17 protein-coding genes are annotated in these 23,432 nt (G+C 37.7%); all 17 read right to left on the bottom strand.

All coding sequences use genetic code 11. The annotated features are described in order from the left end of the window. Positions 1 to 85 precede the first annotated feature (85 nt). The gene (locus tag ACYQ1I_RS07595; RefSeq protein ID WP_459763952.1) at positions 86 to 3,187 is read right to left on the bottom strand and encodes an efflux RND transporter permease subunit; all 3,102 of its coding nucleotides are present in this window, start codon (positions 3,185 to 3,187) and stop codon (positions 86 to 88) included. Positions 3,188 to 3,189: 2 nt separating this feature from the next. After that, complete coding sequence (locus ACYQ1I_RS07590; RefSeq protein WP_459763950.1) at positions 3,190 to 4,407, bottom strand: efflux RND transporter periplasmic adaptor subunit; 1,218 nt, start codon at positions 4,405 to 4,407, stop codon at positions 3,190 to 3,192. 328 nt (positions 4,408 to 4,735) lie between these two features. Further along, a complete protein-coding gene (locus ACYQ1I_RS07585) occupies positions 4,736 to 5,137 on the bottom strand; it encodes a hypothetical protein (RefSeq protein ID WP_459763948.1) in 402 nt (133 codons plus the stop codon). A 122-nt stretch (positions 5,138 to 5,259) separates the two neighbouring features. Further along, complete coding sequence (locus tag ACYQ1I_RS07580; RefSeq protein WP_459763946.1) at positions 5,260 to 6,519, bottom strand: TolC family protein; 1,260 nt, start codon at positions 6,517 to 6,519, stop codon at positions 5,260 to 5,262. A 201-nt stretch (positions 6,520 to 6,720) separates the two neighbouring features. Then, complete coding sequence (locus tag ACYQ1I_RS07575) at positions 6,721 to 7,485, bottom strand: response regulator transcription factor (protein ID WP_459763944.1); 765 nt, start codon at positions 7,483 to 7,485, stop codon at positions 6,721 to 6,723. Between the two features lie 5 nt (positions 7,486 to 7,490). Next, a complete protein-coding gene (locus tag ACYQ1I_RS07570; protein ID WP_459763942.1) occupies positions 7,491 to 9,227 on the bottom strand; it encodes a cache domain-containing sensor histidine kinase in 1,737 nt (578 codons plus the stop codon). A 161-nt stretch (positions 9,228 to 9,388) separates the two neighbouring features. Beyond that, a complete protein-coding gene (locus ACYQ1I_RS07565) occupies positions 9,389 to 10,873 on the bottom strand; it encodes a flavocytochrome c (RefSeq protein WP_459763940.1) in 1,485 nt (494 codons plus the stop codon). Positions 10,874 to 11,055: 182 nt separating this feature from the next. After that, on the bottom strand, positions 11,056 to 12,903 hold the full coding sequence (locus ACYQ1I_RS07560) for a polysaccharide biosynthesis protein (protein WP_459763938.1): 1,848 nt from the start codon (positions 12,901 to 12,903) through the stop codon (positions 11,056 to 11,058). A 146-nt stretch (positions 12,904 to 13,049) separates the two neighbouring features. Continuing rightward, positions 13,050 to 13,517, bottom strand: a complete 468-nt coding sequence (locus ACYQ1I_RS07555) for a VanZ family protein (protein ID WP_459763936.1) — start codon at positions 13,515 to 13,517, stop codon at positions 13,050 to 13,052. A 32-nt stretch (positions 13,518 to 13,549) separates the two neighbouring features. Then, positions 13,550 to 15,073, bottom strand: a complete 1,524-nt coding sequence (gene murJ / locus ACYQ1I_RS07550; RefSeq protein ID WP_459763934.1) for a murein biosynthesis integral membrane protein MurJ — start codon at positions 15,071 to 15,073, stop codon at positions 13,550 to 13,552. A 680-nt stretch (positions 15,074 to 15,753) separates the two neighbouring features. Beyond that, complete coding sequence (locus ACYQ1I_RS07545; protein ID WP_459763932.1) at positions 15,754 to 17,052, bottom strand: hypothetical protein; 1,299 nt, start codon at positions 17,050 to 17,052, stop codon at positions 15,754 to 15,756. Beyond that, positions 17,049 to 18,155: a glycosyltransferase gene (locus tag ACYQ1I_RS07540; protein WP_459763930.1), complete on the bottom strand. Its 1,107-nt coding sequence runs from the start codon at positions 18,153 to 18,155 to the stop codon at positions 17,049 to 17,051. Before ACYQ1I_RS07540 ends, ACYQ1I_RS07545 begins: the two co-directional genes overlap by 4 nt. Positions 18,156 to 18,217: 62 nt before the next feature. Next, positions 18,218 to 19,438, bottom strand: a complete 1,221-nt coding sequence (locus ACYQ1I_RS07535) for a nucleotide sugar dehydrogenase (RefSeq protein WP_459763928.1) — start codon at positions 19,436 to 19,438, stop codon at positions 18,218 to 18,220. Continuing rightward, positions 19,431 to 20,708: a glycosyltransferase family 4 protein gene (locus ACYQ1I_RS07530; protein WP_459763926.1), complete on the bottom strand. Its 1,278-nt coding sequence runs from the start codon at positions 20,706 to 20,708 to the stop codon at positions 19,431 to 19,433. The genes ACYQ1I_RS07535 and ACYQ1I_RS07530 overlap by 8 nt, the downstream gene beginning before the upstream one ends. A 13-nt stretch (positions 20,709 to 20,721) precedes the next feature. Beyond that, a complete protein-coding gene (locus ACYQ1I_RS07525) occupies positions 20,722 to 21,696 on the bottom strand; it encodes an ATP-grasp domain-containing protein (RefSeq protein WP_459763924.1) in 975 nt (324 codons plus the stop codon). A gap of 38 nt (positions 21,697 to 21,734) precedes the next feature. Next, on the bottom strand, positions 21,735 to 22,247 hold the full coding sequence (locus ACYQ1I_RS07520; protein ID WP_459763922.1) for a GNAT family N-acetyltransferase: 513 nt from the start codon (positions 22,245 to 22,247) through the stop codon (positions 21,735 to 21,737). A gap of 28 nt (positions 22,248 to 22,275) precedes the next feature. Further along, entirely contained in the window at positions 22,276 to 22,890 is a 615-nt protein-coding gene (locus ACYQ1I_RS07515) for a sugar transferase (RefSeq protein ID WP_459763920.1), read from the bottom strand. Between the last annotated feature and the right edge of the window lie 542 nt (positions 22,891 to 23,432).

The following is a 23,432-nucleotide window of genomic DNA, read 5'->3' as shown; positions in this document are numbered from 1 at the left end:
GTAACCACTCACAATAAAAATAGCACCTACTTAGGTGCTATTTTTATTGAACTGCTATATCATTCTACAATATTTTGAAATTTAACTAAGCGCTGACTTTACCCTTTCGTATCTTTGACTTTAAGAAGCTTGAAAAGTCGTCAAATAAGGTATACATAACCGGTACCACCACCAACGTCAATACGGTTGAAAGTGCTAAGCCGCCAATTACAACGATGGCCATGGGGGCCTGTAATTCTGCTCCATCACCTATGCCCAGGGCCAGGGGAACAAGACCTAAAACGGTGGTCAGGGTGGTCATTAAAATAGGTCTTAACCTTATGGGCCCTGCTGTCATAATGGCCTCTGTTCGGTCCTTCCCTTCTTTTCTCAGGGTATTAATATAGTCAATTAACACAATCCCGTTGTTGACGACGATACCTGCCAGCATGATAATTCCAATGAAGGCAACCACACTGAAGGCCTTGCCCGTTAAGAACAGTGCCAGGGCTCCCCCTGAAAAGGCCAGGGGAATGGTAAACATAATGATGAAGGGATTTAGCAACGATTCAAACTGAGCTGCCATCACCATATAAATTAACAGTATGGCCATGACCAGGGCTGTAAAGAGCTGCCCAAAGGCCTCCATAATCTCTTCATTTTCACCACCGAATTCATAATGATAGCCCTCCGGCATTTCATATTCCCTTAAAGCCCTATTTAAATCCTGAGAAATACTGCTTACATCACGGCCGACAATCTGGCTGGTCACACTGACCACCCGTTCCTGGCTCACCCGATTAATTTGGATAGGGCCCTTTTCAATGGTCACCTCTGCCACTTGATTTAAGGGAACACTAACCCCCACTGGCGTTGCAATGGTTAAATACTCAAGGCTCGCCAGGCTGCTGGTAGCGTCATACAGCGGTTTAATAACCACATCCAGCTCTTCTCCCTGGTATCGATACTTTGTGGCTGTCATGCCAGAGGTTTCACCTCGAACGGCGGAGGCCACTTGGGCTGCAGTTAAGCCATATACCGCTGCATTTTCCTTATTTACCAGTATTTCCACCTCTGGGACTGCATCACTTAGACTGGTTTTCACCTCACGGGTGCCCTCTACAGATTCTACAATCCTTTTAAAGTCATTTGATATTTCCTCTAAAACCTCCAGCTCGTCTCCCTTAATGCTAATACTGATGGGCGTACTGCCCGCTCCCATAACATTTGTAATGGAGGACTCAATTACAGATATTTCGGCTCCTGGTATATCCCTGACCAAGCCTCGGATTTCCTCTGCCACATCGGCAGTGGCCCTGGATCTTGAGTCCCTTAATACAATGGAAAGGGAGCCGGAGGCTCCTGAAGAGCTGCCTCCCATTAAAATACTTCCTCCACCAATACTGGAATAAACATATTCAATGTCTTCTATTCCTGTCAGTTTATCCTCTATGGCTATGATTTTTTCATCCACCTGTTGAATACTGCTTCCTAAGGGCAGCGTTACATCAATATTGATTCGCCCTTCATCCATAGCCGGGAAGAATTCCATCCCTACCCCCACCAGGGAGGCGATGCTTACTACAAAAATAACGGCAGCTAAAATGACCGTACCTTTTCTGCGTTTCAGGCCTTTTGCCAGAAGCCTTTGGTAGCTTTTCTCTACCTTGGCAAAAAGTCTGTCAAAGGCTTCATAGATCACATTCAAACGTTTTTTCTTCTTCTCCTGCCCCTCATCGTCCACTGTTAAAATTTTCGATGACAGCATGGGAATCAGGGTCAAGGAAACCAGTAGGGAAGCAATTAACGATAGGGTCACCGTCATGGAGAAATCTTTAAATATACTTCCAACCATTCCTTCAACAAAGACAATGGGAAGGAATACCGCAATGGTTGTAATGGTTGAAGCCGTTATGGCCATGGCCACCTCGGTTGTTCCCTTGATGGCAGCCTCTGCCTTGGAATAGCCCTCGACTCTGAGGCGGTAGATATTTTCCAGTACCACTATGGCATTATCCACCAGCATACCCACTGCCAGGGCCAAACCTCCTAAAGTCATGATATTAAGGGTAATACCATTAAAATACAGCAGAATAAAGGAGGCAATTACTGAAATGGGGATGGATGTTCCGATAATTAAAGTTGTTCTAATATTCTTTAAGAAAATATATAAGATTAAAATCGCCAACAGCCCACCAATAATTACATTCTGCACCACGTTGTTGATAGAATCTCTGATCATGGCTGAATTGTCGGCTATAACACTGATCTGTACTTCAGGGTACTCGGAGCGAAGCTTTTCAATTTCCCTGTTGATGGCGTCTCCCACCTGAACTGTATTTTTACCTGATTGCTTTTGTACGGAAATGTTAATACTGTTGTTTCCGTTGCTTCGGGAAATACTGCTGGTTTCCTTATTAGCTAAAACCACATCGGCAAATGTTCTTAAATTAATTACCTCTCCCGAAGACAGGGTAATGGGGGTATCCTTAATTTCCTCTAAGGATCTGAACTCTCCTACAACACGGATTGTCAGCTTTTGATCGGCCCGATCAACATTTCCGCCGGGCAGATTTAAATTTCCTGCTCCCAGAAGCTGGGCCAGCTGGCTGCTGTTGATTCCATACCCCAACAATTGCTCCTGATCAACAATAACCTGAATTCCCTCTGTGATCCCCCCCTGGATGTCTACCGAAGCCACTCCGTCCAGTCGCTCAAATCTTTGCTTAAAGGTATCTTCAGCCAGGGTTTGAAGGCCTGCCAGGTCTGTACCGGCCGATAGTGATATTTGATAGATGGGGGTGGAATTGGGGTCAAGCAGCATAACCATGGGGTCATCCGCATCCTCCGGCAGCATTCCCTTGATCAAGTCCACCTTCTCTCGCATGTCCAGGGAAGCAAAATCCATATTGGTTCCCTCGTTAAATTCCGCCAATACGATGGAGGTACCCTGTGAAGTCATGGAGCTGACCTCCACAATGTTTGAAACAGAGGCAATGGCCCCCTCTACTGGCTTGGTAATCAGACTTTCTACCTCCTGGGGCCCCACGCCCGAGTAGGTTGTGTACACAATGGCAATGGGAAATTCCATTTCAGGATACAGGTCGATGGGTAAGCGTGTCAGGGAAATGGCCCCCAACAGTACCACCACTAAAACTATCATGGTGATGGTAACGGGCCTTCTTACAGCTAATTTAGATAAGTTCACCGCTACTCACCCCTTACTACCTTTACTCTTTGGCCATCTTCAACATAATGTTGTCCCGAAACAATAACAGCATCGCCTTCATTGATTCCTTCGATAATCTCGACATAATCACCTGTGTCTAATCCAAGTACTACTTCCCTTTCAACTGCCCTTTCATCCTCCACTACATAGACAATATTGGCTTCATCCCGTTCAAGGACTGCATTACTCTTGACCACAATTGCCTTAGGAATAGAGGCGGTATCCAGCAAGACCTCGCCGTTCATACCGGGCCTTAAAAGCCCCGATTCATTGCTGATATTGATTTTTACAGGATACAGCTGAGTTCTTTGATCAACCGTAGGGCTGATAAATTCGATAACACTATTAAAGGAATCCTGGGAAGCAGCCGGTACGTTAACCTCTACCGATTGCCCCACCTGAAGCTGATTCACCATATTTTCTACAACATTTAACTGAATGTATACGTTGCTTGTATCAACGATCACCGCTGCCGCCTGGCTGTTGGTGGCAATCTGCCCTACCTTTACATTAATGGCAGAAACAACACCGTCAATCGGTGCCTTTACAATTGTATTATTAAAGCTATTCTTTGCCTGGTCATGGGCGATCTCTGCCTGCCTGTATTGTTCTTTAGCCTGCTGCAGTGATACCTCTGCCTGGGCAACCTGGGTCTTTGAAATCTCTAAGGGTTTTTCTGAGGCTGACAGCTCTGCCTGCTCTAATTGTGTAATGGAAACAGCCCCTTCCTCATACAGTCTGCGGGTTCGCTCCAGGTTCAGCTTTGCATTATCCACCTGTTCCTGGGTCATCTCATAGTTTAGCTGAGCAGTACGCAGGGCATTTTCGGCCTGGTCTACAGACTTAGAAGCCAGACTTAAGGAGCTTTCAGCCTGGTCCAGGGAGTTTAATATATCTGTTTGTTCTATGGTAAAAAGCACCGTATCCTTTGTTACCTTATCGCCCAGTTTAACATTAATACTTTCAACGATTCCCATGGTTTTGGGAATGACGTTGACCTCCTCGTTGGTGGCAATCTGCCCCCTGAGCCTTACCTGATTGGCGATTTCACCTTCAGTGGCAATTTCTGTTTCTACTGCCACATAGTTTTCATCATTTTCGCCCTCGCTTCCGGCTGTTCTGGCACAACCACTTCCTATGACAATTACCATGACCAGCATGACCATTATCAATAAATAGGTAACAGCTTTTTTTAACATTTATATATCCTCCATTTCTATAATTGTATCCAATCATACAGTACTGGCATTTGACTTGATCAATATGTTAAGACAGCCCTTTAATCCGCTATTTTATGATTATATTACACTTATGTTAGAAGTACAATTTACTGGGTTAATTTTTAATACATTTTTAATAAACCCTACGCCCCTTCATATGTTAAATTGTCCAAATGCAGAAGGACTGCCGGGTAATTGGCAGTCCTCATCTTTTCATGTATAATAGATGCATTTAATTAATCTGATTAAATAACACCACTGAAAAGCCATTCAGCAGGCCTCTTTTTTAACCATGAGTTGTAACAATCTAATCCAATGTAACATTGGCTACATTTTCGTTTCCCTGTACTGCTTGAACATTAACCTTCTTGTCAGGATATTTTTCCTTAATCTGCTGGGCGTATCGTTCAGCCAATTGATCAATTTCCCCCTGGCTTACGCCTTCTTCAATCATCATGGTAGCAATAACGTAGTCTCCCTTTTCATAGACCCGGCCATTACTCACCCCTGCTTCACTCTTTAAACCCTCTGTCAGATCCTGATCAATATTTTCCTCCTCTCGGCCCACATTGTCATTGGGCCCTTCGGTACCAGGGGTTTCAGTACCCGAGCCTTCAGGCGGCGCTTCATTGTTCCTTGTACAACCCCCTGCCAAAAGGATACTTGCCACCAGCATTACCAGAATAAATAATCTGATATTTTTTTTCATGCTAAAACCTCCGATTCTAATCAAAATTTAGCTTCATGACTATAGTATTGACTGTATCAGTGGTTTCAATTCTTTTTTAATGAAAACGCCTCTATCCCATTGACAGAGGTGTTTTTTTTACCCTATCGGCCAGCAGTCGCCATACCACCCTTTAAAACCAGGTCGATTTCCTTTCGGGTATTACTTAAATTGATAAAGGCTTTATGATATTCAAGCATTGATTGATTAAATTCCTGATGCTGCATTTGAAGCTCAAGCTTGCTGATTAGCCCCAGTTCAAATTGAATTTTGGCCTGTCTAAGCTTTTCTTCAGCCAGGTCCTTTGCCTCAAGCTGTTGAAACACTTCCTCCCGTAGCTTTTCATATTGAAAATATAGGTTTTTAACATATTGCTCCATGCTTTGTTCAGCATTGGTCAGGTTTAATAAATCTGTTTCGAGCTGTAACAGGGCCAGCTTATAGTCATTGTCGTCTTCATCAAAGGCAATCTCCATATTGTCGATTACCTCCTGCTGTATTTCCACATTGGTTTTTAAGGTTACTAAATCAAAATTATTTTCTCTAAAGCTTTTAAGTAATGTATCAAGCTCAAACTTCTGTAGATTCACTACAGTCGGTACCTCCAGCTTAATTTCAATGACCTCATTTTTATCAATGCCCACACTGTTTTTAATGGCATCAATCATAATTTCACGATTACTCTTCATCTCTTCTATGGAAATCTCCAGGGATCGCTTTTGGGACTTTAAATTCTCTACTGAGTAGTTGGTACCCATATTTAAATCCCTTCTTGTCTCTTCAATATTAATATTGGTATTCAAGGTGGCCAGCTGATCTTGCAATTGTCTGATTTGCTCATCCAGTAATAGCAGGTTGTAATAATCCTGTTGAATTTGAAGCTTTAATCGTTCGATTTCCTGGGCCTTCTTAATGCCAGCATTTTTTCCCATAAACACCAGGCTTTCCATTTGCTTCATGGTCTGGGCCTGTTGCTTCACCATGTTTTTATACTGTTTTTCTACACTCTCTTCAATTTCTACACTCATTTTGTAGTTTTCATAGGTTTTGTCCCGCTTCAGGAAGCTGCCCCCGGCCATGGCATATTCTTCCTTGTTTTGGGCCGTTACTCGGCGTCGGGTATCTAAATTCTTTTTGACCTTTTCAATATTTTCCTTCAAATCATCATAGTCCTCTTCGATGACATCATATTGAATTTTGGCTTCCTTGGCCTGGGCATCAATGGCGTTAATCTGGGGGTTATCCTCCAAAATCAGCCTTGTTAGATCATCCAGGTTATAGACCTTTACCGCTTCATTACCAAAGACAAAGCCGCTGGATAACACCAGTAGCGATAAGGCTAGGGCTAGGGCTCTTTTTATCATTTACTTCACCTCTTCTTCTTTTTACATAGCTTCATTTTATCAAATTCTTGTGGGACTGCAAATAAAAACCTGTTTTTTTAATATAAACTTAATGTTTCCCCCCTGCTAAGATGATATCATATGCTTTCATTATATATACGCAGTCCTTTGAAAAAAGTATGATATTTAGAAAAAAACATAAAAAGGAAGGGAAAATTAGTCCTATAGTTTGATTTTTATTCTTTGCTTATACTCCAGGGGCGTAACCCCCACCTCCTTCTTAAATACCCTGCTGAAATAATGCTGACTACTATACCCAACCAGCTGCGCAACCTCATGGATTTTTATTCCTATATGTTCTTCCTCTAGCATTCTTTTAGCCTGCTCCATTCTCATTTCCGTCAAATATTCTATGAAGGTCTTTCCTAATTCATTTTTCATTAGCTTGCCTAAATAGGAGGGGCTAATCTCAAACTGATCTGCTACCTCCTGGAGGGACAAGTGCTCCAGCATATAATGGCTGTCGATATAGCCTTTAATCAGCATTACAATTGGACTGTACCTTGCCTCCTTATCACTAGTCTGATCTGCAGCTGGCCCATTATGGGGGTGATTTTGCAGGTGTTCAATTCCCTTAAGGATAATCTCCTTCAGCTCCTGGGAATTCACCGGCTTTAACAGATAATCGAAGACCTTTAATTTAATCGCTCTTTGGGCATAGTGAAACTCATCATAGCCCGTAATAATAATGACAATGGAATCTGGCAGGAAATCATGAATCTTCTCAATTAAGCCGAGGCCATTCAAAAAGGGCATATTAATATCTACCAAAAGAATGTGGGGCCTTTGTTTTCTGGCTGAATCTAAAGCCATTTCTCCATCCTCTGAATCTGCATCTATTTCTAAATTTAGATTAAAGGATTCCAGCATCTTCTTTAATCCTTTTCTAATCTTTGGCTCATCATCTGCAATGAGTACCCTCCACATCAAATTCACTTCCTTTTTGTATCATTAATAAGTGGATGTCTTAATATGACCTCAGTACCCTTTCCATATTGACTATGAATCCTGACACCATATTCATTTCCAAACATGAGCTTGATTCTTTCATTCACATTAAACATCCCATAGCCAGTTCCTTCTCCCTTGCTTCTGCCCTTTAGCAAATCGATCATCTTTGTTAGTTGGTCTTGCTCAATTCCAATTCCATCATCTAGTACCCTTAGCTCAGCTTCTCCAGCTATTATTTTCCCTTCAATAACTATTTTCCCGGGCCCCTTCTTTTTTTTAATCCCATGATAGATGGCGTTTTCAACCAGGGGCTGTATAATCAGCTTTAATACCTTGTATTGTTTTAAAGCTTCCTCAAAAGTCAGCTCATATTGCAGCTTATCTTCATATCTAACCTTCTGAATAAACAAATAGCTCTGTATATGCTTGATCTCTTCTGAATAGGGAATTACTTCTTCTCCCCTGCTGATGGATATTCTGAATATGTTGGTAAGGGCTTCAACCATGGCTGTTATATCAGTTGCTTGATGCTCTAAGGCCATCCAGTGGATTGTATCCAGCGTATTATATAAAAAATGAGGTTGAATCTGGGCCTGTAAGGCCCTTAATTCTGCTTCCCGCTTATTTTTCTGTTGTATATAGACTGTGTTAATTAGATGATTAATTTGCCCCACCATCTTGTTGAAGCTTTTGGCCAATTGGCCGATTTCATCCTCCCCGGGATGAGAATAGACAATATCTAGTTTTCCCGCCTCTACATGCTTCATCAGGCCTTGCAGCTTCTTAACGGGCTTGACAATGGAGGATGATAAAAACAGAGAAATGATGATTAAACCCACGATAATAAAAAGCCCAAAGAATAAAATCATTTGTAGGAGCCTGTCGGTATCTGATGTCATTTCCTTCTCTAAAAAATGAATCCCCAATGACCACCCCTCTGCATAGGGAATTGGGGCGTACAAAACAATTATGTTGTTTCCGGCAGCATCCTGTATTCGATTAATTCCCTCGGGCTCTGCTATTGTCTTACCGTCCATATGCTTATTTCCACCATTAGCCTGGCCGTGGTTTTCAAATATGGTATCGCCCTGATGGATTTCACCCTTTTCTGCGGTAAATACCTGTCCACTTCCATCGCATATCCAGGCTAGTCCATTATACATTTTGATCTCTGATGCAATGGCTGATAGTTTTGACACATATATGGCTCCATTAATATAGCCTACGGTTTTTCCCTGGTCATTCCTGATGGAGTGGATAATCACAACGATGGGCTCTTCATTGGAACGGGAAATAATGGGTTCACTGATAACATAGTCTAAATCTTCAGCCATAATTTTCTCAAAATAGGGGCGATTGATTATATTAATATAGGTATCGTTAGTTACCCAGGCTCTTCCCTCCAGGGAAACAATTGCAAAGGATTCAAAGGCTTCCTTATGGCTTTCATCGATTTTTCTCATATAGGGCTTAATTCGGTCCATATCCATGGAAACTAGTGTCTCATTTTCAGTGAGTACCTTTAATTCTGCAATTCGCTGATTTAGCCAGGCTCCAACCTCGCCGGCCTTTGATGCAATAATCTGCTGGCTTAAATCGATTGTTAAGGGAATATTTGTATTCTTAATCTGATTTCTAACCAATACCACCAACAGAATAATCATGATTGTCGTCACCGTTGTAAAATAAAGCAGGATTTTTGTTCTTAAAGTTTTCATAATATACCCTACCCTTTCACCTATGCCTTAATCTTCCCTATACATTCAATTATACCGCTAAGCCAACATAATGTGCATCTTGACCCGAAGTAAGAATTTCATTCGTATCAAAAAATCCCTATAATAAAAGAACTTATAGGGATTTTTAATAACAATTCTACCTATTTAAGCACATTTTCCGCTGCTATTTTTCCAAATACGATAATATCGGTAATGGCATTTCCGCCTAATCGATTGGTTCCATGGATTCCACCGGTTACTTCCCCGGCAGCAAATAGCCCGGGAATAGGATTCCCTTCTCGGTCAAGCACCCTGGCCTGGGTATCTATTTTCAATCCCCCCATGGTGTGGTGTACAGATGGAGCTACTTTTTGAATATAGTAGGGGGCTTCAGTTAATCCTATCAGCTCGCCCCTGCGGTTAAAATCTTCATCCTTTCCCTTTTCGGCGAATTCATTATAGTTGGCGATGGTCTTCTTCAATTGGTCTACATTAATTTCAAAGAATTCTGCCGCCTCCTCTATTGTATTGGCTTCAATAATGGTACCTTGTTTAACTAATTTCTCAAATTCATCCATATACTCATTCATATGGCTGCCGTCTTTTATTGTTTTATCCCATACTAAATACCCCATTCCATCGGTTTGAGATAATATAGCCTTTGAAATCACATCACGTCTGTCCAGCTCCTCAACAAATCGATTACCCTCCTTGTTTACCAAGATGGCACCGTCAAATCTGGTATCGGCCACATAGGATAAAACCCCTGTAACGGGGCTGCAGGTTGGGTAGGTTTGAATATTTTCCATTCCTACCAGGGCGGCCCCCAGCTTCTCTGCCATAATCATTCCGTCACCTGTGGTACCGGGCTGATCTGTCGACATATATCTTTCATCATATTCTGCATTATATTTCTTTCGCATTTCAAGGTTAGAGCCAAATCCACCGGTGGCAATAATTACACCCTTATTGGCTGTAAAGATAATTTCATTACCATCCTTATCGACGGCCCTGACACCGTTAACCCTACCAGCTTCATCTGTAAGAATTTCTTCTGCCTTGGTTTCCAATTTTATTGGTATACCCATTTCCTCAGCTTTAGTGGTCAGCTTTCCGATCAACTCATTGCCAGAGCCCCCTTTGGGGTAAGCCGCCCTGGGCACGGAGTGTCCACCAAATTGCATTAAATAATCCTCTTTAAAGGATACATTAACTTCATCCCGTAGCCATTCAATGGCTTCCCGGGCATGATTGGCCAAAACCTCCACAAGCTCTTCGTCACCTTCGTAGTCCCCACCCTTTAAGGTGTCTTCCTTATAAAGCGCCACACTATCTTCAATTCCCAGCTTTTCTTGAATCCATGTTTCCGGTGCATTTAATTCTCCACCAGATATGAGTGTATTTCCTCCTAAAAAGGGCATCTTTTCAAGCAGCACTACATTGGCCCCTGCCCCCTTTAATTCTATTGCCGCCGTAAGCCCGGCTCCGCCACCGCCAATGACAACTACATCATAGGTTTCCTCCTGGGGTTGCTGATCCTTCTTTGCTTCCTTGGGTGCTGAATCAGGCTTTGTATTACACCCAACAACCGATATGAATAGAACAATGGCTAATATAATCGTACTAATTCTCTTCAATCGTTTCATAATCTTGCCTCCTGTTTTATTTTGTTATTTTTTTATCAATAACTATATTATAAGGCAGCTTATTGAAATTGTATTTGTAATAAACCGTAGTTTTTTGCACTTTTTTGTACGATTTTAAGATTGTCTGGAATCTTATGAACGAAAAAGCAACCCTTGATTAGATGAATAAGGGTTGCTGTAGATTAGCTTGTTCTTTTATATGTAGGTACCATCTTTTCTATGTATTCCTTTACCTCACCGCTGTTATTCAATAACAGCTCCCTTAATATATCAAGCTCTCTTTGCAAAAGCCTCATATCTGTAAAGAAGGGCTTACCAATAAATATCTTGTTATGCTTGGTGGCTGTCAGGCCTTCTTCTTCCATTAAAAGCTCCTCAAAGAGCTTCTCGCCAGGCCTTAATCCTGTTATTTCAATGGGTATATCTAGATCGGGCTCAAAACCTGAAAGCTTAATCAGATTCCGGGCCAGGTCAATGATCTTAACCGGGTCACCCATATCTAAAATAAAGATCTCGCCCCCCTTGGCCATGGCCCCGGCCTGCATCACCAGCTGCACCGCCTCGGGAATGGTCATGAAATACCGGGTTACCTCTTCATGGGTCACTGTTACAGGCCCCCCCTCGGCAATTTGCCTTTTAAAGAGGGGTATGACACTGCCATTACTGCCCAAAACATTCCCAAACCGAACCGCAACAAATTCTGTATCGCTGGTGGTATCCATTGATTGAATGATCATCTCGGCTACCCTTTTGGTGGCCCCCATAATGTTGGTGGGATTAACGGCCTTATCGGTGGAAATCATAACAAAGCGCTCTACCCCATATTCATGGGCACAATCGGCCACGTTTTTAGTACCGAAAATATTATTCTTAATGGCCTCCTGGGGATTATATTCCATTAAGGGAACATGCTTATGGGCCGCTGCGTGGAAAACAATCTGAGGTAGGTGTCTGGCAAAGACCTCCTGCATCCGTGATTTTTCTCGTATTGAAGCAATTTCAACTATAAGGTCTAAATGGGGGTACCTTCTTCGTAATTCATTTTGAACATCATAGGCATTATTTTCGTAATTGTCCAATACGATCAGCCTTCTGGGGCCGAAGGAGGCAATTTGCCTGCATAGCTCCGAACCAATGGACCCTCCGCCGCCGGTAACCAATACTACCTTGTTATTCAAGTATTTACTGATTTCCTGCATATCTAGATTTACCGGGTCTCGCCCCAATAAATCTTCAATGTCGACATCCCGAATTTTTTTAATGCTTACCTGTCCATCTATCAGCTCATAAATCCCCGGCACAATTTTAAGCTTACATTTTGTTTTACTGCATTCCTCCACAATCTCTCTAATTTCTTTTTTAGAGGAGGAGGGGATGGCAATAATGATTTCGTCAATTTTTTGGGCCTCGGCAACCCTTTTAATATGATGGCGGTCACCCAGCACCGGCACCCCATTAATTCTGGCTCCCTGCTTTAAATCATCGTCATCTATAATGGCCACGGGCTTGCTGTTCAGATGCTCATGATTTTTTAACTCCTTAATCACCATGGAGCCCGCCTGGCCGGCCCCAATAATCATGACCCGTTTCATATCCTTTTTAGCACCCAGTCCATAGACCCCGTTCTCCTTGATTAACCTCAGGGCCCGAAAGCTAAAGCGAATCAGGCCAATTAATAAAATATCTAAAATAAAGGTTAAGATATAAATGCTTCGGGGTAAGCGCTGCTCCATAATAAACATATAGCTTACGATCCCTGTATTGGCCACAAAGGAGGTGGTAACAATCTGCAGCATTTCTTCGATGCTGGCATACCTCCACAGATTTTTATAGAGACCAAAGACATAAAAAATGCTGACCTTAATCAAGGTAATGGTTACAGCGTTACTTAAATATACTGGAATATAGCTCTGGGCAACCGCTATATGTAGGTGACCGTCAAATCGAATAATAAAGGCCAGTACAAAGGCCAGGTTAATCATTATTACATCGGCAACCACCAAAAAAGCTGTCAAGATTCTTTTCTTCATTTTTCCACCGCCAATTTCAAATACTCTATATTTAATATACTATTTTTTGGCTATCAATTCAATTATTAGAAATAAAACATTTATATTACATTAAATCTAGGAAATTTTCCCTAAACGATATTAAACATAAATAACTAAGATAAAATCTACTTAGCAGCTTTTACTTTTTTAATACTTGTACTCAGAAAATAATATAGGATAATTCCTGTAAGGGCCCCAGCACTATCAATGAAAACATCCTTCACCTGTCCGGCCCGACCTGGAACAAATAGCTGATGAATTTCATCACTTATGGCGTAGATTACACAAATAAAAAGGGTTAGCCCTATTCTGCTAAACCCAGTGGGCTTACCCTGATTGATCGCATTGAATACCAATATACCTAATATAAAATAGGAAAAAAAGTGAGCATTTTTTCTAACCAGGTAATTTAGCCTACTTAAATTTAACTTTGTATTGGGAGTAACCTGCTCTACCTTTTCCATAACAACCTCGGCCACCCGTTTACTCATTTCATCTGACTGGGTGGCAGGTTGAGCCGATAGCAAGAAGATTATGGTCATCCAAAAAAGAACTAAGGCCCAGGCCAACAGAGTTTTTTTATCTAAACGCATATATTGCACTTCCTTCAAGGCCTCTACTTATTCTATACGGTAGCCTTTTTAAGCTTATTTTTTACTGCATTGATTATTGTATTCACTTCATCAATTTTCATAAAGTAAATTATGATGAAATAAAACAATCCGCCAATACCAATTGATATCATTAAAGATAAATTAGCAGAAACTTTTTGGAGTAAAGCATGGTAAGTCAGTTTGGCTATAAGACCCATCACCAAAGAGGCAGCCAATATCTTCACAAAGGAAATACTGATTTCCTTCATACCAAAGGAACCAATTTTTTTACGAAGGCTAAAGAACAACAAGCCTGTACAAAATATGGCTGAAATACTGGTGGCTAAGGCCAGGCCGCCAATCCCTAAAAATCTTGATAAAATAATATTTAGTATGATATTAATTGTCAAAGCGATGGCAGCGTTGATCATGGGTGTTTTGGTATCTTGCATGGAATAAAAGGCTCTGGATAAAATCTCCCTAAGGCCAAAGCCTACCATTCCAATGGAATAAAACAGTAAAGCAACGGATGTCATTGAAATGGCCTGTTGATCAAAGGCCCCTCTGCCAAATAATAATCTCACAACCGGCTCGGCAAAAATTATGGCCCCTATGGTGGCAGGAATCACCAATAAATTAATACTACCAATGGCCTCGGCAATTGATTTTTTCAAACCATTGTAATTCCCCTCTGCCGCCATTTTAGAAATTAAAGGATACATAGCAGTGGATACTGAAATTACAAAGATCCCCTGTATAAAACCATTGAGCTTATTGGCATAGTTAAGGGCAGATATACCCCCTACTGCCAGCTGAGAAGCAATGGTTCGATCCACCAGTACGTTGATCTGATTAACTGAGACACCAATTATAATGGGGAGTGCCAAGTAAAGCATATTTTTAATATGTTGATCCTTTAAGTTAAATACAAACCGATGCTTGTACTTTTTTCGGTAAAGAAAAGGTATTAAAAAAAGTAGCTGTGCGGCTGCTGCTAGAATACTGCCCAATGGCAGAAGCACAGTATTCACTTTACTACTAATGATAATAAACAATATGGTAACAATATTTAAAGGAAAACCAATTAAAGCCGGAGCAGCATAGTTTCCCTTAATTTGCAAAAATCCATTAAATACATAGATTAAGCCTGTGAAGTATATTCCCACCAGGCTAATTCGGGTAAATCTAATGGCTAAGGCCAGCACCTCTCCCTCAAAGCCTGATGCAAAGAGCTTTACAATGGGTTCGGTAAAGATTACGCCAACAATTGTAATTACTGTACAGATTCCTAGGAGTAAATTGATTAAATTATTGGTATATCGATTCCCCTCATCTTCTCCGTATTGATGGGTAATTTTACTATACATAGGAATAAATCCAGTAGAAATACCGGTTCCAATAAAGGAAAATATAACAGTTGGAATAGTCAGTGAAATTAAATAGGCATCACTAATGGCAGAGGCCCCAAAGAAAAATGATAGGGTGATTTCTCTAGTGAAACCCAGAACCTTTGATACGATGGTGATTATCATTAGTAGTAAAGCTGTTTTTTTCATAATGTTTCTCCTATATTACTGTATACTGAATTATCTAGTAAAATGTTATTTTATATTAATCTAGGTTGTTGAATGATTAGATTATGAAAAACTATATCAATAAAAGAAATAGGATATCAATTATCGATTCCAAGGGTATTTTCTAGAACGAACTCCTTGAATTTTCTTATTGTATTCATCCAGGTATGATAATAAAATCCAACGTATATGAGCGTTCATAACGTCGTTGTCCATATAATCTGGGGTTTACATTTTACAACAAAGTGATGACTTTTTTCATCTATTTTCCAATTTTATTATTAAACAACCTATAAAAGAGTATGACAGAACTTTTGTGTTGCTATTAGTCTCAACATTTTTTATATAGTCCCTAAAAAACTCTAGAACTACCTACACCATAGCAGATTAAATCAATAGTAAATAAATACTCATAATCTTTTTACCTCGTTTTTATGTTTTGCTCCTACAGCAAACTGCTTAAATCCAGATGATCTAGAGTATTTCTTAGCACATACCACAATTTATCAGCTATTATCTGCAGTTGGATATAAAAATCTTTCCGAATCTTCATTAATTGATATTGAATTTTTAGAACATATTGCTTCACAAGCTCTGCATCCAGTACTCTCATGTTTAATTTTTGTAAAATATAGCATTTAATATTCCATCTCCAACTTATGTTATAGTTTTATTCTTAACCTCGATAACAGATATAAAAGACCAATAATTATAGTTCCTGCATAACCTATAAAGAATCCATTATACACAGACCCTCTACCTATGATAACATATACCGTTCCAAACAATACCATCATTAATTGATTTGCCGAAACATTCTTTCTTTTAACAAGTCTCTCAATTATTAAAGTAATAACTGCCCAAATTATTGCAAATACTACTCCTCCCCAAGCAAAATTGGCAAATGCATCACCATAAAAAGTAGGATGCATAGAATACCCACTATTCAATGGTAACCCTTTCCAAGCACTACCCATACTGTAAGAAAAATCTGGTGGTTTTAGCCCACCAGTCAAACTTGTAGGAAATGCTATCAATAAAAGTCTTATATAAGTTTGCCCTTCAGAAAAGTTCTCAAAATTGTTTTCATGGTAAATAAAATGATAGAACGCATTTCGTAAGCTTAACTCGCCTTCTCCATTGAGTATCATAGTTAATACCTGTGAATTTACTTCAATGAAATTTGCGGTAATTAAATTACTGAATCCTCCATAAATGCGTAAAAGGCGTAAGTAATATACTAAATACACTGTGAACGCGGCTAAAATACTAAAAATTAAAATTTGCTTAATAGTAACTTTATTCTTTTGACTGAAGGTGAACAGAATGATTAGAGATACTAATGCAGGCAATACTATAATTCTATTCCCCGTTATAAATGTATACATTAATACAATTCCTAAGGAAACTAAAAATTTTCCCCGCTTACTTTGTTGCCCAAAAACTAAAATAAGTCCACCACATGCAAATAAAACAAAATTTGTATATCTAATGATGCTTTTCAAGCCCATTTCTCTATTTAATACATGGATTCTTCCCCATGATGCATTGATAATTGATCCTAGATGATTAATTACATATCCAATTAAAATTATCAAACATGTAATTAAAGCATAATAAGAATACTTTAAAAATCGCTTATCTTTTTCTATAGTTTTCACCTGATTTTCCATCGGCTCTTTATTGCTAATATCTATAATTAATGTTTTTCTAGTCATAAGTGTCATAAATAATCTAGAAATAAAATAGACAGAATTGAATAAAATTACAAACAATGATGCTTTAATCATAACTTCTGTATTATAGATATAATTGTTTGTTATTATTGATAAAAAATGAGGGATTCCAAACATAATTAATAAAGTCCCCCATAAAAACACTGAAATATACTTTTTCTTATACTCGAAAACACAAATGAGTATAATTGTAAGTAATTGGATAAAAGACAAGAAAATATTCATTGACTACTTCCTTTCACCTCATAAAAAAGTTCTACTTCTTTATCAATAGTTTTTTTTGAATAGTATTTATCATTAGTTTTATTAAAATCCACTTTCAATAAGTCTTCAAATAAAGGCTTAATGTCGATAAATCTTACATCATTTTCAATATATCTAACGTTATTAAATTCCCAAAACACCTCTTTGCATACATCAATATTAGAAGTAATTAACGGAATGCCGAATGTTGCCATTTCACAAGCCATAACTCCCTGCGCATCAGCTCTTGTAGGCAATAATGCACATCTAGATTTATCTAAATAACTCACTATTTCTTTATGATTCAAATGTTTTTCAACCCAAACAACATTATCTGCTTTTTCATTATACTTAAAAAATTCACCCTTACCTACAATACAAAATTTGAATTCTGGATTATTCTTTGCAATAGTATTCACAATATCAATTCCATACTTTGCACTATCTAAATTAGCTCTAATCGTTATAAAGTCATAATCTTTTTCACTTTTATGATCATATCTCAGTTTTTCAAAATTTTCACCTATAGAATTATAAATGATATGTTTTCTTCCTCCTAAAACAGAAGGATTGATTTTCACAAAGTTTAGAAACATTTCATACATCCAATTGCTTACAAAAACAAAATGAGCTTTATATAAAATCTTTTGGAAATAACCCTTCCAAAAATACAATTTATAAGTATCATAGATTTCTCTTGAAATTCTTGAAGCTAGAGAAGCCTTCTTTACATAATCATATGGTTTTGGATATATAGCAGATGCTCTTAATACTTCATGACCATGAAAAAAGAATACAATTTTATCAAATGCGCTCTCATATTTAGTTAAAAATTTATGATGTTGTCTAATATTTGGGGCGTGAGATATTAACAAATCGTATTTTTTATTTGACAATTCCCTTTCATATGTAGCTTCTGTATAGACTTTCACACCATCTATTTCATAATCATATGTGGCTGCAAAAGATAAAACGGAAACTTCAATATTATATTTTTGATACCAACAATTACGTGTATGAATGTATTGCAATGATACAAAACCATCAGGTCTAGGATAGTTAGTGGCTAATACTAGTAATTTCATAATTCACCTTCTTGATACGAATTGGTTTATCTTCTTTGGTTAATGAAACTTATATAACTTACTTATAATTTATATACATCATTTAAATCACATATGTTTTTAGTATCAAGAATCAGCTTATCTTTGATTAAACCAAGATTGTTCTTAATATGATCATGTGCTGTAATGATTACCAGAATCTCTATTTCATTTAAGAAATCCTCAAAATTCATGAACTGATGCTCAACAATTCTCTCTTTAATAAAAGGATCAAATACTTTAACTCCGAAAGCCAAGTGCTCGTCCATTCTTTCAAGAAGCTGAAGTGTAGGACTTTCTCTCGTATCATCAACATTCTCTTTGTAAGCAAGACCATAAATACCTATCTTTGAAATATCGGTGATATTATGCTCTCTCATGATATCTCTAATTCTTCCAAGTACATGTGAAGGCATCGAGTCGTTGATTTTTCTTGCAGTTAAAATTAAATTCGTAAGATCAGGATAATCACCAACTAGGAACCATGGATCTACTGATATACAGTGGCCCCCTACACCAGGACCAGGCTGAAGAATATTAACTCTTGGGTGCTTATTTGCAATTCGTATAATTTCATAAACATCCATATTATCAGTTCTACAAATCTTAGCTAATTCATTTGCGAATGCAATGTTAACATCTCTATAAGTATTTTCCACTACTTTCGACATTTCAGCAGATCTAATATCAGTAACAACTATTTCTGATTTGCAAAAGCTAGAATATAATTCTTTCACTTTTTCACCAATTGTAGGGTCATCAGCACCAACTGTTCTTGAGTTGTGTTCAAGTTCATAAATCATATTTCCTGGAATAATTCTCTCTGGAGCGTGGACAAGATGTACATCTGTACCAATAATTACTCCTCTATTTTCAATTTCAGGTCTGATATATTTATCGATAGAGCCAGGTGATATTGTTGATTCAATAATAATCACAGCACCTTTTTCGCAAATATCTAAAACTCTATTAACTGCTGCTATCACATATTTAGGATCCAGTTTTTTACTTGAATTAATATAAGGTGTAGGAACTGCAACTATGTAAGTATCAGTTTTTCGATACTCAGTAGTAAATTTAATCCCACTTTCAATAGCAGCATTAAATAAATCTTCTAATCCATCTTCTTCAAAAGTAAGTTTTCCTTTTGAAAGTGAATCTACTAATTTATTATTTAAATCTGTTCCAACAACCTCAACTCCGCTTTTTGCAAACATTAGTGCAGTTGGGAGTCCAATATATCCAAGTCCTATTACATTAATCATTTTTGTTCTCCTCCATAACTGAATCAATAACACTGATTAATTTATTTGTTAACACTTTAAAATCAAAATCTTCAGCGCCTTTTTTCGCGTTATCACTTAATTTATGATACTCTTCTATAGACATATTCTTTACTTCTAGAATAGTATTTGCAAGTTCCTGAGCGGTTGCATTTTCTAGTTCTATTCCACAGTCATATTTTTCTAAAATTGAGTAGCCCATTTTTACAGTTGAGATTATTGGTTTTCCTGAAGCCATATACTCAAATAATTTGTTTGAGCTATTCCCTCGTGACCAATTATATTGTGTTTGAGAGTAATTAAGGATATTAACAGATGATTTATTCAATATATAAGGGATGTACTTTTTTTCTACAAACCCTTTAACCACAACATTTTTTAAATCTTCTTCCTCTACTTGCTTTTCAATGTTCTTCCTTTGATTACCATCACCATATATCAAAAACTGAATATCTTTATACTCTTGTAGAATCGACGCTGCATCGATTACTTTACCTACATTATTCACTGATCTAATCGCACCAACATATACGACGTTAAATGTATCTTTTTCTAGATCCTCATCTTTCAAGATTACCGTATTAATTGATTTATTAAAGGCTTCAATATCTACTCCATTATTTATGTAATACGCTTTTTTTAGATCAATATCGCCACCGTTATCAACATCCCATTTTTTTTCTTTTATATAGTCTGTATCCCCTTCTTTGGTAAATATCAGAGCATCTGCATTCTTGTATATCCAATGTTCTCCAGCAATAAGGATCCTACCCGTTATGCTATTTTCTTTTGCTTTATTAAAAGCAAATATAGCCTCAGGCCATAAATCTCTTATCTCGCAAATACAAGGAACACTAAGCTTTTTTGCAATTTTTATACCTGCAACCATCGTTAATGGATGCACACTTGAAGCAATTATTATATCTGGTTTTCCGCGTTCTTTTAAGTATTCTTTTGTTGTAGGAAAAAGATTCTTATAAAAAACTAGCATATTCTTAATCCTATCAATACCATTTCCAATCGCTTTTGTAGTCTTAACAAAAACAAATGGCACTCCATTCTTTATATCTCTAGAAAATACTTTTTTTTCTATATTAATAGTATCGTTTGTGTTGTGGCGTACATTCGCACAAAAAATTGTTGGTTCATATCCCTGTTTAATTAAATTTTCAGCAAACCAATAATGTCTACCTCCACTACTAAAATAACTATTTGTAGCGTAATGATTCATTATCCAAATTTTTTTCCTCATATATAATCCTCCGCTACTGTTTTATTATCTTCACTTCATTAAATTTCATCATATAAACATCTTCATCATATTGCCCAATTACATCTTGATTCTCTTTACCTTCAAGATTGTTAATAATCATCCTAGGTACATTTACTCCACATTCATATGCATGAGGATACCCCCCACCAAAGCGTGGATTTACTTCAGAAATGTAGTACTCACCATTCACTTTGAAGATATCAATATCAATGATGCCTTTAAATCCTGCGACTTTAACAAATCTATTTATCAAATTAAATAACCTTTCATCTTTTACAGATACTGATTTGTCAGTCTCTCCAGCTCTCATCTTGATCTTCTCTTTTGTAAATATTGCAATCGGCTCACCTGATATCATGTCGATGAAAGTATCGGCACCGTATTCAATGCCATTCATAAATTCTTGAATCATTAGATTATCATATCTACTAAAAAGTAATTCTATCTCATCCCTTGTCGTGACTTTACTGATATTTATACTAGCGCTACCTCTTACAGGCTTAACAAATACCGGATATACAATAAGTCCAGCCTCAATGTCTTTATAGAACAGCTCTTTATCTACATAGCTCCGTATAGTTTTAAATTCATTCTCAATTAAGAATTCGTAGAATTGATATTTATCAAAGCACATCTTAACCAAATCATAATCAGAAATAATTGGAGTTGTTCCTATCTCGAGAAATGCATCCTTATTTTTTGCTAATAAACTCAATTCAGGATCAATAAGTGATAATACTCCCTTGATGTTATTCTCTCTGCAAATATTCAATATAACATTCAGATAGCCCTCATCATTCATTCTAGGTACGATAAAATGCTTGTTCGCATCATAAAGTGCGGGTGCAAGTTCACTACAATCCGTAGCCACAACCTGACCTCTATCGCCTAATTCATTCTTAAAGTATTGAACTATTTTATTTCTAGTTCCACAGCTTAATATCAATATATTCAATGGTTCAGTCATTCGCCAGTCCCCCTAAACTACTGATAATTAACATGAAATCATAAGAACTTCTCCATAATTACAAGATTATGATACTCACCTTTTATGAATCTTTCTTCAATAAGTTCTCCAACTTTTTTGTATCCCAATACACTCCACATTTTAAGTGCAGTATCATTATCAAAGACCACATTGAGTTTAATTTTCCTTATATTCAAATATTCTTTTGCAAATTTCTCGATCAAAGTACATGCTTCTTTAGCAAATCCACTTCCATGTGAAGCTTTATCGCCAATGTAGATGCCTATTTCACAAGTTCTGTGTATCCAGTTGATATCATATAAGCCCACCATTCCAATAGGGGAGTCCTGTATGTCACAAACAATGAATCTTTTATTGTTTCCCGTCATATCTATCATAGAATCGAGCCATTTTTCCTGCTGATCAATAGAAATAGGCATGAATCCTCCACCTAAGAATCTGTATATATCTTCATCATTTTTCCAATCATTTAACTGTTTTATATCCGACTTTAGTATTGGTCTTAGGTAGACTTTCTCACCTTTAATCATCTTGATCCCCTTTCGACTCAAATTCACATCATTTTGATTTTGATTCATTCATATATATATTTTCAGACTTAAAAATTCTCCTTAGAGTTCTAAATAAAATCTTAATATCAAACCACACGTTAAAGGAGTCAATATACTCATTGTCTACTTTTATTCGTTCATTCCAGCTGACTGAATTTCTAACAGTAATTTGTGCTAATCCAGTCACTCCTGGTCGCATAATAAATCTCTTCTTTGCCCATTCAGGATAATTATTATATCCATCGTATGGGAAGTAAGTAACAGGAGGTCTTGGCCCCACTAGGCTCATCTGGCCTAAGATCACATTGAACAATTGAGGCAGTTCATCTAAACTTGTTGCTCGTAGAAATTTCCCAATCCTAGTGATCCTATTATCATTTTCACTTTTAACACTAAGACCATCGCCGATCACCTCAGCGTTCACAACCATTGTTCTAAACTTTAGAATTTTAAAGGTCTTACCATCTTTCCCTAACCGTTCTTGTTTAAAAAAAACAGGTCCTTTTGATGTCAATTTAATCAATAATGCAATGATAGTAAGAATTGGAGAAATGATTATTGCTCCAATTAAACTTCCAAAGAAGTCTATTAACCTTTTTATGAGTAAGTGTAGTTCTCTCATTAAATATACATCCCATCTATTTTCATAATGATTTTATAATCCCACAAATTCTTTCCCAAATCACCATCCATCATCTTCATTCAAATGATAAGCATACTACTTATTCCAATCATTGATAGGCATGAAATCGATACCCTCAAACTGACCAAGCTCTCTTATAGTATTCAAAAATATATATTTTCTTAGCTCTGATCTAGTACCTTCAGTTACCCTCTACCAACAACATTGCTCATACAGTAATTGAACCCTAATTCTCTATGCCGGTAGTGCCTTACTAGTCTCTATCTTTGTGCGAACCAAAATCTAACTTTCTTGATATTCCCTTCATCATCAGAACAACTAAAGCTTTCTACAGAAGAATATGCTTCATTAGCTAAAAAGCGAAATGGTGTTGAAGTAATTCTTTCGTATTGCATCGGAAATATAATGTGGATTATATACCAGCCAAGGGGTTAGTGCGCTCAAAAAACTGGTTTTCTTCTAAAATAGGAGCAATAAACGTAAAAATAATGTTGAAAAAGACGCTTAAAAATGCGCTGTTT

This window comes from Alkaliphilus crotonatoxidans (assembly GCF_054658015.1).
This window is presented reverse-complemented; position numbering and strand designations above follow the sequence as displayed.